At 67.1% G+C, this 12,340-nt stretch carries 12 protein-coding genes; 7 read left to right on the forward strand and 5 right to left on the reverse strand.

What is annotated here, in order from left to right; genetic code table 11:
- Positions 1 to 1,181, forward strand: a 1,181-nt coding sequence (locus A5699_RS05925; RefSeq protein WP_231965601.1) for a PLP-dependent aminotransferase family protein, incomplete at its 5' end; no start/stop codon positions are given.
- Positions 1,182 to 1,188: 7 nt separating this feature from the next.
- On the opposite strand, the gene A5699_RS05930 is transcribed toward A5699_RS05925, so the two are convergent.
- The 3 genes from A5699_RS05930 to ctaD are packed head-to-tail and all read right to left on the reverse strand — an operon-like array spanning position 1,189 to position 4,562.
- Positions 1,189 to 1,497 (reverse strand): hypothetical protein, encoded by a 309-nt coding sequence (locus A5699_RS05930; protein ID WP_067766807.1) that lies wholly within the window; start codon positions 1,495 to 1,497, stop codon positions 1,189 to 1,191.
- A gap of 44 nt (positions 1,498 to 1,541) precedes the next feature.
- Positions 1,542 to 2,792 carry a phosphoserine phosphatase SerB gene (gene serB / locus A5699_RS05935; RefSeq protein ID WP_067766881.1) on the reverse strand — a complete coding sequence of 417 codons (1,251 nt, stop codon included), beginning with the start codon at positions 2,790 to 2,792 and terminating at the stop codon, positions 1,542 to 1,544.
- A 42-nt stretch (positions 2,793 to 2,834) separates the two neighbouring features.
- Entirely contained in the window at positions 2,835 to 4,562 is a 1,728-nt protein-coding gene (gene ctaD / locus A5699_RS05940; RefSeq protein WP_067766884.1) for a cytochrome c oxidase subunit I, read from the reverse strand.
- 176 nt (positions 4,563 to 4,738) lie between these two features.
- Between ctaD and A5699_RS05945 the strand changes: the two genes are divergently transcribed.
- From A5699_RS05945 to A5699_RS05955, 3 genes are all read left to right on the forward strand, one after another.
- Positions 4,739 to 5,821: an iron-siderophore ABC transporter substrate-binding protein gene (locus A5699_RS05945; protein ID WP_067766810.1), complete on the forward strand. Its 1,083-nt coding sequence runs from the start codon at positions 4,739 to 4,741 to the stop codon at positions 5,819 to 5,821.
- Positions 5,822 to 5,831: 10 nt separating this feature from the next.
- Entirely contained in the window at positions 5,832 to 6,107 is a 276-nt protein-coding gene (locus tag A5699_RS05950) for a YciI family protein (protein WP_067766813.1), read from the forward strand.
- 160 nt (positions 6,108 to 6,267) lie between these two features.
- Positions 6,268 to 7,317, forward strand: coding sequence for an NAD(P)-dependent alcohol dehydrogenase (locus A5699_RS05955; protein WP_067766816.1), 1,050 nt, complete (start codon positions 6,268 to 6,270; stop codon positions 7,315 to 7,317).
- Between the two features lie 65 nt (positions 7,318 to 7,382).
- Here A5699_RS05955 and A5699_RS05960 read toward each other — a convergent pair whose 3' ends face one another.
- The gene (locus A5699_RS05960) at positions 7,383 to 7,733 is read right to left on the reverse strand and encodes a DUF3349 domain-containing protein (RefSeq protein ID WP_067766819.1); all 351 of its coding nucleotides are present in this window, start codon (positions 7,731 to 7,733) and stop codon (positions 7,383 to 7,385) included.
- 143 nt (positions 7,734 to 7,876) lie between these two features.
- Between A5699_RS05960 and A5699_RS05965 the strand changes: the two genes are divergently transcribed.
- Complete coding sequence (locus A5699_RS05965) at positions 7,877 to 9,328, forward strand: LLM class flavin-dependent oxidoreductase (RefSeq protein WP_067766822.1); 1,452 nt, start codon at positions 7,877 to 7,879, stop codon at positions 9,326 to 9,328.
- Positions 9,329 to 9,333: 5 nt separating this feature from the next.
- On the opposite strand, the gene A5699_RS05970 is transcribed toward A5699_RS05965, so the two are convergent.
- Positions 9,334 to 10,710, reverse strand: a complete 1,377-nt coding sequence (locus A5699_RS05970) for an alpha/beta hydrolase family protein (RefSeq protein ID WP_067766887.1) — start codon at positions 10,708 to 10,710, stop codon at positions 9,334 to 9,336.
- Between the two features lie 106 nt (positions 10,711 to 10,816).
- Between A5699_RS05970 and A5699_RS05975 the strand changes: the two genes are divergently transcribed.
- Positions 10,817 to 11,020, forward strand: coding sequence for a hypothetical protein (locus A5699_RS05975; protein WP_067766825.1), 204 nt, complete (start codon positions 10,817 to 10,819; stop codon positions 11,018 to 11,020).
- A gap of 30 nt (positions 11,021 to 11,050) precedes the next feature.
- Positions 11,051 to 12,112, forward strand: a complete 1,062-nt coding sequence (locus tag A5699_RS05980) for a YihY/virulence factor BrkB family protein (RefSeq protein ID WP_067766828.1) — start codon at positions 11,051 to 11,053, stop codon at positions 12,110 to 12,112.
- Positions 12,113 to 12,340: the final 228 nt, after the last annotated feature.

Raw genomic sequence — 12,340 nt, forward strand, 5'->3', positions numbered from 1 at the left:
CCGCGGCGCGCAGCGGCACCACGCCCATCACCTCGTGCCCGGGCTCACGCAGATACGGCGCGATGTCGCGGGCGGCGTCGGCGAACGCTTCGAGCACCGCGGTGCCGGGCGCGGCCATCGCCGCCTCGGCCAGGCTGACCGTGGGCGTGGTGGCCTCGGTCGGAATGGGGCCGGCGGCGGGCAGGGCAGTGGTGCCGCTGCGCGCCGCGGTCGCCGAAAGGTATTGCGCCCGTGGCCTACCCACTGACCCGAGCCAGATCATGGTGACCACCGGTGCGCAACACGCCATCGGGCTGATCCTGGCCAGCCACACCCGGCCCGGCGATCGGGTGCTCGTCGAGCAGCCGACGTACCACGGTGCGCTCACCGCGATCGCCACCGCGGGAGCCCGGGCGGTCCCCGTGGCGCTCACCGAGGACGGTTGGGAACTCGACGCGGTGCAGGCCGCACTACGACAGCTCGCCCCGAGCCTGGCCTACCTGATTCCCGACAGCCACAACCCGACCGGTTTCACCATGCCCGCTGCTGAACGAAAGCGGTTGGGGCAACTCATCTCCGATACTCGCACCCGCACAATCATCGACGAGTCGATCGCCGACATGTGGATCGACGAAGCACCGCCCGAGCCGCTGGCCGCCGCGGTGGCGCGCGACGATCTGGTGCTCACGGTCGGCTCGATGTCGAAATCGTTCTGGGGCGGTCTGCGGGTCGGCTGGATCCGGGCCGAACCCGCCACGCTGGCGGCCATCGCGGCGATCCGGCCGTCGGTGGATCTGGGCACTCCCATTCTCGAGCAACTCGCCGCGGCCAGGCTACTCACGGCACACGCGGAGGTGCTGCCGGAGCGTCGCGAAATGTTGTGCGCCCGTAGGGAATTCCTGGTGACGCTCCTGGCCCGCGAACTCCCTGACTGGCAACCAGGCCGCGGACGCGGCGGGATGTCATTGTGGGTGAGGCTGCCGGCGCCGATGAGCACCGCGTTGTCGGCTGCCGCCATGCGGTTGGGGCTGAATGTGCCTGCCGGCCCGCGGTTCGGGGTCGAAGGCACCCTTGAGCGGTTCATCCGACTGCCCTACGCACTACCCGAGCCGGAACTCGAAGCGGCCGTTCAGCTCTTGGTGCGCGCTTGGCACAGCATCACCGGCACGCTGAGCGCACAGCCGCAGACGCTGGTGGTCTGATCGGCGCTCAGGGCTGCTGCGACATGGCGTAGCAGGTGCTGAAATGCTCGATGGTGCACGGAACTCCGTTCACCGTCGGCAGCTGGCCGGGCCGGCTCTGGATGTTGGCGTCTCCGGTGCCCGGCGCCATCACCGGCGGTGCCACCGCACCCATCCCGCCGCCGGAACCACCGGCCACGCACACGCCGTCGAACTTGGTGGCCTTGGTTCCGGACGGGCACCGTTTGGCCTCGGCCGGGGCCGCCACCGCCAACTGTCCCAGAACTGCCGCGACAGCGAACGTTCCGACCACGATCGTGTGCTTGAGGTTCGCCATTCCCCTACCCTACGACAGCCCGGCGGTCCGGTTCTCGCCGTGTGTCAGTCCTCGGGGATCTCGACGCGGCGCAGCATGCCGTCGAGCGCGTCGGCGGCCTCGATCTCACCGCGGGTGACGCCGAGGATGAACAGCACGGTGTCCAGATAAGGGTGGCTCAGCGAGGCATCGGCGACCTCGCGCAGTGCGGGCTTGGCATTGAACGCCACGCCCAGCCCGGCGGCGGCCAGCATGTCGATGTCGTTGGCGCCGTCTCCGACGGCCACGGTCTGCTCCATCGGCACGCCGACCTGTTGGGCGAAATCACGCAGCGCCTTGGCTTTACCAGGCCGGTCGACAACCTGGCCGATGACCCGTCCGGTCAGCTTTCCGTCGACCACCTCGAGTTCGTTGGCCGCCACGTAATCGAGCATGAGTTCATGCGCCAGCGGTTCGATGACCTGGCGGAACCCGCCCGACACCACGCCGCAGTGGAAGCCGAGCCGCCGCAGGGTCCGGATGGTGGTGCGCGCCCCGGGGGTCAGCTCGATCTGTTCGGCGACGTCGTCGAGCACCGAGGCCGGCAACCCGGCCAGGGTGGCCACCCGGCGGTGCAGCGATTCGGCGAAGTCCAGTTCGCCGCGCATCGCGGCTTCGGTGACCGCCGCCACCTGTGCCTCCATGCCGGCGCGGGCGGCCAGCATCTCGATGACCTCACCCTGGATCAGGGTGGAGTCGACGTCGAAGACGATGAGTCGCTTGGCCCGCCGCGCCAGGCTGTAGTCCTCCAACGCGATGTCGACGCCTTCATCGACCGCCACCTGGGACAGCGCCGACTGTAAGGCGCCGTACACAGCGTTGTCTGGCCCGGCCGGCACCGACACCCGAAGTTCCAGCCCGGTCACCGGATAGTCGGACACCCCACGGATCGTGTCGATGTTGACGCCCAGTGCGGCCACCTCACGGGCCACCACGCTGAACGCCTCGGCGGTGATGGGGCGGCCCAGCACCACGATGGTGTGCGTCGACGGCTCGCGCATGACGGGCATGTCGTCGCTGTGCTCGACCGCGACGTCGAGCCCGAGCCGATGGATCGCCGACTCGACGTCACGGCGTAACGCGCCGTCGGCCGTCGCCGTCACCGGCGCCGCGACCAGCACACCCAGGGTGAGCCGGCCGCGGACCACGACCTGTTCGACGTTGCGCAGCTCGACCTGATGGCGGGCCAGGACCTCGAACAGGGCCGAGGTGACGCCGGGCTGATCGACTCCGGTGACCGTGATCAGTACCGATGAGCGCTCTCGTGAAGCACCGATCGACACTTCTTCGACGGGCTCACCCCCGGATGCTGCCACCCGTCAGCTGGAGGCGTCCGCAGACTCGAGCTCTGGGTGATGTGCGCGGCCCACGTGGGCCTCGGCGCGCATCCGCTCGATCATGTGCGGGTAGTGCAGCTCGAACGCCGGACGCTCCGAACGGATCCGGGGCAGCTCGGTGAAGTTGTGCCGCGGGGGCGGGCAGGAGGTCGCCCACTCCAGCGAGTTGCCGTAACCCCACGGGTCGTCGACCATCACCGGCTCGCCGTAGCGCCAGCTCTTGAACACGTTCCACACGAACGGCAGCACCGAGATACCCAGGATGAACGAGCCGATCGTGGAGATCACGTTAAGCGTGGTGAAGCCGTCGCTGGCCAGGTAGTCGGCGTAGCGCCGCGGCATGCCCTCATCGCCGACCCAGTGCTGAACCAGGAAGGTGGTGTGGAAGCCGATGAAGGTCAGCCAGAAGTGCAGCTTGCCCAGGCGCTCGTCGAGCAGACGTCCGGTCATCTTCGGGAACCAGAAGTAGATGCCCGCGTAGGTGGCGAACACGATGGTGCCGAAGAGCACGTAGTGGAAGTGCGCGATGACGAAGTAGCTGTCGGTGACGTGGAAGTCCAGCGGCGGGCTGGCCAGCAGCACACCGGACAGGCCACCGAGCAGGAAGGTGATCAGGAAGCCGACCGAGAACAGCATCGGCGTCTCGAACGTCAACTGGCCCTTCCACATCGTGCCGATCCAGTTGAAGAACTTGATGCCGGTCGGGACGGCGATCAGGAACGTCATGAAGGAGAAGAACGGCAGCAGCACGGCACCGGTGGCGTACATGTGGTGCGCCCACACCGCGATGGACAGGGCCGCGATGCTGATCGTGGCGTAGATCAGGGTGGTGTAGCCGAAGATCGGTTTGCGGCTGAACACCGGGAAGATCTCGGACACGATGCCGAAGAACGGCAGCGCGATGATGTACACCTCGGGGTGACCGAAGAACCAGAACAGGTGCTGCCACAACAGCACACCGCCGTTGGCCGGGTCGTAGATGTGCGCACCCAGGTGGCGGTCGGCGGCCAGGCCGAACAGTGCGGCGGTCAGGATCGGGAAGGCGATCAGCACCAGGATCGAGGTCACCAGGATGTTCCAGGTGAACACCGGCATCCGGAACATCGTCATGCCCGGGGCGCGCATGCAGACCACGGTGGTGATCATGTTGACGCCACCGAGGATGGTGCCGAGACCACCGACGGCCAGGCCCAGGATCCACAGGTCGCCGCCGGCGCCCGGGGAGTGGATGGCGTCGGTCAGCGGCGAGTAGGCCGTCCAACCGAAGTCCGCAGCGCCGCCCGGGGTGATGAAGCCACCGAGGGCGATCAGCGCGCCGAACAGGAACAGCCAGAACGACAGCGCGTTCAAGCGCGGGAACGCCACATCGGGCGCACCGATCTGCAGCGGCAGCACCAGGTTGGCGAACCCGAACACGATCGGGGTGGCGTAGAACAGCAGCATCACCGTGCCGTGCATGGTGAACAGCTGGTTGAACTGCTCATTGCTCAAGAACTGCAAGCCGGGCATCGCCAGTTCGGTACGCATGAACAGCGCCATCAGACCGCCGATGAAGAAGAAGGCGAAGCAGACGACGCAGTACATGATGCCGATCAACTTGTGATCGGTCGTGGTGATGAGCTTGTAGATCAGGTTGCCCTTGGGGCCCATCCGTTCCGGAAAAGGACGACGTGCCTCGAGTTCTCCGATTGGGGGCGCTTCGGCTACCAAGAGATCCTCCAAAGATTCGTCGGGAAATCCCGCTTCTCGAACTGAATCCTAACGCTCCCGGCGGCCTGCGCGCCCGTGGGTCCTACAAACTGTCGTACTGCGTGGCGTCCCGACGCGAGCAATTTCGGCTACGAGCTTCTGACCAGCGGGAAGGCTGTCGATGTTACGGTCGGCCGGTGCTGACGAACCGTCCCCGCGCCACAGTCGCCGTGATCGCCGCAGCCGCCACCCTGGCCAGTGGGTGCGGCACGGCCGAGCAGACATCCACGGGTCAGACGTCGATCTCCACCAGCGTCACCAAGATCGCCGGTGCGGGGGTGTTGGGAAACGATCGCCGACCCGACGAGTCCTGCGCCGCCGAGCCGGCACCCGCCGACCAGGCGGCGCGCCGGGTCCGCAACGCCAAGCCAGATGGAGCGGGCGACTCGGAGATCCCGGAGTCCACGGAGCTGCGAGGAGACCCGCAACGCATCGTGGCGTTGTCCGGCGACCAGCTCGACGCGTTGTGCGCGCTGGGACTGCAGTCACGCATCGTCGCTGCGGCGCTCCCGGCCGGCTCCGACCAACAGCCCTCATATCTGGGCCGGGTCATCCACGAGGTGGCCCCGGCCGGCACCCGGGAAGCGCCGGACCTGGCCGCCCTGGAAGCCGCCAAGCCCGAGCTGATCCTGGGGTCGGCAGCCCTGACGCCGTCGTCCTTCGGCGCGTTGTCGGCGATCGCGCCGACCGTGTTCACCGGTGCCCCCGGGGCCGGTTGGCGCGACACCTTGCGGGCGGTCGGAGAGGCGACGGGTCGCGCCGAGGCGGCCGCCGACCTGATCGCCAAGTTCGACGACGCCGCCCGCGACGCCGGCGCACAGAACGACGCCGGGCATTTCCAGGCCTCGGTGGTACAGCTGACCGAGAACACCGTGCGCGTCTACGGCGCCAACAACTTCCCCGGCAGCGTGCTCGCCGCAGTTGGCCTGGATCGCCCTGCGGCGCAACGGTTTACCGACAAGCCCTACGAGGAGCTGAGCACCACCGACGCCGATTACCGGATCGCCGACGCCGACATCGTCTATGTGTCCTTCGCGTCGCCGGAAGCGCGAGATCATGCCCCGGCGATTCTCGACAGCCCGGCGTGGCGGGCATTGTCCGCGACCCGGGACAATCGGGTGTTCGTGGTCAACAACGAGGTCTGGCAGACCGGACAGAACATCGTGGCCGCCCGGGGCATCCTCGATGACCTGCGCTGGGTCAACGCGCCGATCAACTAATCTCAGCCACGTGTTTCACGTCCTCACCACCACGTACACCCAACCGCTCGACGTCGTCGAGCAGACCCGCCCTGCCCACATCGCGTGGCTCGAGGAAGAGGTGGCCGCGGGCCGCATCGTGTTGGCCGGACGTCTGGAATCGGCGACCGGCGCAGTGCTGATCACCGGGGACCTCAGCGAGCCGGAGGTCGAGGATCTGATCGCCCGCGATCCCTACACCCTGGCCGGGCTGATCCGCTGCGAACGCACGTCCTTCAACGGGGCCTTCCGGGCGCCAGGCTTGTGACCTCGGCCCGGACTGTCCGGGATACATGTCACAGCCGACAGCGGGACTATCGCCGCCGCCTGCGCCGTTGCACTGGGCGGACTGCCGTCTTCAGGCAGTAGTCAGTTAACCGGGCTAACCTTCGGTGAATACGCACGACGACGAGCAAAGAGGGCTTTTGATGAGCACTGTTTACGCCTATGCCGCAAATTCGGCGACCGAGCCGCTGGCCAAAACCAGCATCACCCGCCGCGAGGTCGGCCCACATGATGTGGCCTTCGACATCCACTTCGCCGGCATCTGCCATTCCGACATCCACACCGTCAAGGGCGAGTGGGGCACCCCGAACTACCCGGTGGTGGCCGGCCACGAGATCGCCGGCGTCGTCACCGCCGTCGGCTCCGAGGTCACCAAGTACAAGGTCGGCGACCACGTCGGCGTGGGTTGTTTTGTGGACTCCTGTCGCGAATGCGACAACTGCAAGGCCGGGTTGGAGCAGTACTGCACCGGCAGCGGCATGATCGGCACGTACAACGCGACCGGTCGCGACGGCACCCCCACCTATGGCGGCTACAGCGGCGCGATCGTCGTCGACGAGAACTACGTGCTGCGTATCCCCGACAGCATCCCGCTGGACAAGGCCGCTCCCCTGCTGTGCGCCGGCATCACCACCTACTCCCCGCTGCGGCACTGGAACGCCGGGCCGGACAAGAAGGTCGCGATCATCGGCCTCGGCGGCCTGGGCCACGTCGGCGTCAAGCTGGCCAAGGCGATGGGCGCGCACGTCACCGTGTTGTCGCAGTCGCTCAAGAAGATGGAAGACGGGCTGCGGCTGGGTGCCGACGAGTACTACGCGACGAGCGACTCGGACACCTTCGGCAAGCTGGCCGGCCAGTTCGACCTGATCTTGAACACCGTCTCGGCGAACCTGGACCTCGGCGCCTACCTGGGCCTGCTCAAGCGCGACGGCACGCTCGTGGAGCTGGGCGCTCCGGAGAAGCCCCTGGTAGTGCCGTTCTTCCCGCTCGGTGCCATGCGTCGCAGCCTGTCGGGGTCGATGATCGGCGGCATCCCCGAGACCCAGGAAATGCTCGATTTCTGCGCCGAGCACGATGTGCTCCCCGAGATCGAGGTCATCCAGCCCGATTACATCAACGAGGCCTACGAGCGTGTGCTCGCCAGTGACGTGCGGTACCGCTTCGTGATCGACACCTCCTCGCTGCGCGGATAGTCGAAACCCACGTCAACGCCGCGGATTGCAGTCACCCCCTTAACTGCAATCCGCGGCGTACGCGTTTATTGGTCGTCTGAGTCGGCGGCAGCGTCGGATACCAGGTCGACGCCGGCCAGCGGCCAGCCCGCCGCGGCCAGTTTGGCCGCCACCCGCGCGATGTTCTCGGGGCCGGCATCGTGATGGCACACATCGGCGATGAACTCCGCGATGTCGTCGCGCTCGATGGGATCGTCGATGTCGGCGGGCGCGGAGGCCTCGGCAATGTTGCGGACCACTTCGGCCACCTGCTCCTCGGTGAGCGGGGTGGCCCGTAACAAGGCCAGCAGGGGAACCCGATCGGTACCCGGCACGCCTTCTGGATACCCGGCGCGTAGCCAGTTCAGGACCGAGATCAGCAGCGACTTCGTTGACACTCCGCAAGTTTGGCGGTTTCCCGCCGAACTCTCCACTGGAAAAGTCGACAAGGTGGCCGGCTGTGCGCTCGTGGTGCACTTCCAAAACAATCCCCGTGAGCACAACCGGTGACGCGCGGCCGTCGGTCCGACACGCTCACCCAGTGACCCGTGTGATCCGCTTCAACGCCTTCGATATGAACTGCGTCGCCCATCAATCGCCCGGGCTGTGGCGCCATCCCGATGATCAGTCGTGGCGCTACAAGGACATCACCTACTGGACCGAACTGGCGAAGTTGTTGGAGCGCGGGCGATTTGACGGCCTGTTCATCGCCGACGTGCTGGGCACATACGACGTGTACGGAGCCAGTGACGAGGCGGCGATCCGCCAGGCCGCCCAGATTCCCGTCGGTGACCCCATGCTGCTGGTGTCGGCGATGGCCCTGGTGACCGAGCACCTCGGTTTCGGTATCACCACCGGGACCGGTTTCGAGCATCCCTACCCGTTCGCCCGTCGGATGTCGACGCTGGACCATCTGACCAATGGCCGGGTCGGATGGAACGTCGTCACCGGGTATCTGCCCGCTGCGGCGCGCAACATGGGCCAGACGGACCAACCGGCCCACGATGCGCGCTACGACCACGCCGACGAGTACCTCGAGGTGCTCTACAAGTTGTGGGAAGGCTCATGGGAGGACGACGCGGTGGTGCGCGACGCCGCCCGCGGAGTCTTCACCGATCCGGCGAAGGTGCATCACATCGGCCACTCCGGAACACATTTCAGCGTTCCGGGCGTGCATCTGGCCGAGCCGTCGCCACAGCGCACCCCGGTGATCTACCAGGCGGGCTCCTCCCCGCGCGGGGTGCGGTTCGCCGCCGAGAACGCCGAGGCCATCTTCACCGCCGCTCCCACCAAAGCCCTTCTGCGCGAGACGGTCTCCACGATCCGCGCCGAGCTCGAACTCGCCGGGCGCGATCCCTACTCGGCCAAGATCTTCAACCTCACCACGATCATCACCGGCGAGACCGACGAAGCCGCCCACGCCACCCATGCCGAGTACCTGGCCTATGGCGATCCCGAAGGCGCGCTGGTGTTCATGTCCGGCTGGATGGGGGTCGATCTGGCCCGCTACGGCCTCGACGAGCCGATCGGCAATGTGGATTCCAACGCAATCCTCTCGGCCGTCAAGGCATTTCAGTCCGCCTCGGACAAGGGCGGTGAGTGGAATGTGCGCGATATCGCCGAGTGGGGTGAGATCGGCGGCATGGGACCGCGCATCGTCGGATCCGGCGTGCACGTTGCCGACACCTTGCAGGAGTGGGTCGAGGAGACCGACGTCGACGGTTTCAACCTGGCTTACGCGATCACGCCCGGATCCTTCGCGGATTTCATCACCCACGTGGTGCCGGTGCTCACCGAGCGCGGCGCCTACCAGACGGAGTACGCACCGGGCAGCTTGCGCAACAAGCTGCTGGGCAACGGTGACCGGTTGGCCGACGAGCATCGTGGCGCCAGTTACCGTGTCGGAGGGGCGAACTCGACGATCATCGAACGGCCGTCGACACTGCCGTCCTCGTCGGCGTCGACTGCAGCCCAGCCCGCGCGCGGGCGTTAGCACTGCTAGCCTGGGGCGGCCTGAACACTCGTGGGGTGCGGCCCCGACGTCGACGCCGGCAACGCCGTCTCCTCCACACCGGGAGTGTGCAGTTGACCGGCCAGCCACGGTAATGCCGCGGCAAACGCATTGTTGGCGAACGCCCAGTCATGGCGGCCCGGTGCGGTGATCACCGAGCATTCGATCGCGGCCGCTCGGGCAGTGTCGCACAGGGTGGTGGCCGCCACGTCCTGTCCCTCGGGATTGGCTGGATCGTGCCCGCCACCGCCATGCTGCGCGGCGGGGACTTCGAACCAGGCCCTGACGTCGGAGTACGGGCCGTGCCGACGCATGATGGTGAGCGGATCGTAGGCCGCCCAGGCGTCGGCGTCCCCGCCGAAGAGCCGGGTGATCGTCTGCTGTTTGGTGCCCGCGTTCGGACGCAGGTCACCGGCGATGTCGACGAACGAGCCGAACATGTCGGGGTGCATCAGAGTCAGATCGACCGCGCACGTGCCACCCATCGACCACCCCGCGATCCCCCACCCGTCACGATCGGCGCGCACACCGAAGTTCGAGACCAGGTATGGCACAACGTCTTTGGTGAGATGATCGGCCGCGTTGCCCCGCACGCCGTTGACGCACTCGGTGTCGTTGGTGAACGAGCCCGTGGCGTCGACGAAGACGAACACCGGGGCGGTGCCGCCGTGGGCCGCCGCGAACGCGTCGATGATCCCCAGCACGTTGCCCGCCCGCAGCCAATCGGCCGGGGTGTTCAGCTGGGAGCCGATCATCATCACCGCCGGGAGCCGCGGGGGCGGGTTGCTGGCGAACCAGGCCGGCGGGAGGTAGACGAGTTCGGTGCGGTGGGCGAAGCCCGACGCTTCGGCATCGATGGTCACCGGGACCAGCACGCCGCTGGTGGGCTGGAAATGGGCCAGCTGCATCTTGGTCACGGTCAGCCGGTCGGTCTGGCCCGGCAGCGGACCGGAGGTGAGCTGGTTCCACATGGCATGCACCGTCGGGAAATAGCCGACCCACATGTTGAGGGTCAGCCCACAAGACACCGCACATGCGGCGATTGCGGCCACCGAGGCGGTGCGTCGCCACCAGCGGGCACTCACCCACCCCACGGTCGCGACACCGACCGCCAGCGCCGTCAACGCGATCCACACCCACAGCTGCGGCGGTCCGGCGTTGCCGGCCACCCCGATCGAGTCGATGTACCAGTAGGTAAGCGCGGCCAGCACTGCCGCCACGACCACGAGGACTGGCAACAGCCGTCGACGCCAGCGCGGCGAGCGCCAACCCACCGCGGCGCCCAGCAGCATCGCGGCGACCGTCTGGACGACGACGGGAAACCAGCCGTGGATCAGCGAGATCTGCGCAATGAGCTGGTGCATCGGTTTCACTTGATATCAGCGGCAACTGTCAGCTTGCTGAGTGATTGCTGCACCCGGGAGTTGAAAACCGGTGTGGAGCGGGCGTCCCGCGGGTAATCCCACCGCCATGGAACACAAGCCGACCGCCGGCGGACACTCTGTCGCTCTGGCATTTGCCATACTGATTGCTGCTTCGGCCCTCGTCTGCGTCGCGGCGATGAGCCTCGGCTGGGCGGGTCCGGGCCTCGGGGCGGGCATCGTCGCCCTGTCTGCACTCGGTGTGGCGCTCGGGTTGTCCAATCAGCAGGAACGTCGCCACAGCGGGCGATGAGCGACTCCGCGAGCGAATGATCGGTACGAGATGACCACCTCAACACCCGTCGACGAAAACGAAAACCGTTCGCGCCCAGACCCGGACGCGCCGACCAAACCGGACTCCCCCGCCGATCTGACCCGGCCCTCACTGCGGTACGCCGCCCGGCGGACCATCAGCGAGTTCAGTAGTGACCAGTGCATGGACCTGGCCGCCGCGCTGACCTACTACGCGGTGCTGTCGTTGTTTCCCGCACTGGTGGTCATCGTGTCACTGGTGGGCGTGATCGGGCAGAGCGAACGCACGTCGCAGACGTTGCTGGGGATCGTCGACGACATCAGCCCCGGCGGCGCCGTCGACACCCTGCGACAACCCATCGAGCAGCTCGCCAGCGCACCGACGGCCGGCTTCGCTCTGGTGGTCGGCATCCTGGGCGCGCTGTGGTCAGCCTCGGGGTATGTCGGAGCCTTCAGCCGCGCGATGAATCGCATCTACGGCGTCGAGGAAGGCCGCCCGGCCTGGAAGCTGCGCTCCCAGCAGTTGTTGCTGACCGCGGTCGGGCTGATCGGCGGGGCCGTGGGCGCGCTGCTGCTCACGCTCAGCGGTGACGTCGCCAAGGCGGTCGGTTCGGCGCTGCATCTCGGCGAGACGACGGTGACCGTATGGAACGTCGCCCGTTGGCCCGGACTGTTGCTTCTGGTGGCCGTCGCACTGGCCGTGATGTATTACTTCGGGCCCAACGTCAAGCAGCCGAAGTTTCGGTGGATCAGTGTGGGCGCGGCCATCGCCATCGTGGTGTGGGCCGTGGCCTCGCTGTTGTTCGGCGTGTACGTCGCCAACTTCGGCAGCTACAACAAGACGTTCGGCTCGCTGGCCGGCGTGGCGGTGTTCCTGCTGTGGCTATGGATCACCAACGTGGCCTTGCTGTTCGGCGCCGAGGTCGACGCCGAACTCGAGCGGGGCCGGCAATTGCAGGCCGGCATCCCGGCCGAGGACGAACTGCAGTTGCCGTTGCGCGACACGTCCGTCATCGACAAGACCACCAAGAAGTTCCGTCGTGGACTGCTGAGCGGGCGCCTGTTGCGTCGCACCCGCGGCCGGCGGGCGTGACTAGAAGTCCCAGGAGCTCTTGGGGAATTGCTGACATCTGTTCTGGACGCTGTGACGAGTGCGTAGGAAGACGTCGCCATTTCGCAGATTTCCCACCGAAAGGGTGCACATTCGTCACAGTGCGGCCGACCGGACATGCCAGCCGAGACGGGCATACTGACCCGAACCGGAAGCGCCGCGCAGCAGAGATGCTGCGTGAGCGGTTCGGGTTTCTGAGCGCCGAGCCTG

Source organism: Mycobacterium sp. E802 (assembly GCF_001666875.1).
In the GTDB taxonomy this organism is placed as follows: Bacteria; Actinomycetota; Actinomycetes; order Mycobacteriales; family Mycobacteriaceae; genus Mycobacterium.

Bases quoted from the DNA above. Each gene is read 5' to 3' on its own strand.
- A5699_RS05930 (WP_067766807.1), bottom strand. From the start codon at position 1,497: ATGGCGAACCTCAAGCACACGATCGTGGTCGGAACGTTCGCTGTCGCG.
- A5699_RS05955 (WP_067766816.1), top strand. From the start codon at position 6,268: ATGAGCACTGTTTACGCCTATGCCGCAAATTCGGCGACCGAGCCGCTG.
- A5699_RS05970 (WP_067766887.1), bottom strand. From the start codon at position 10,710: ATGCACCAGCTCATTGCGCAGATCTCGCTGATCCACGGCTGGTTTCCC.
- A5699_RS05975 (WP_067766825.1), top strand. From the start codon at position 10,817: ATGGAACACAAGCCGACCGCCGGCGGACACTCTGTCGCTCTGGCATTT.
- A5699_RS05980 (WP_067766828.1), top strand. From the start codon at position 11,051: ATGACCACCTCAACACCCGTCGACGAAAACGAAAACCGTTCGCGCCCA.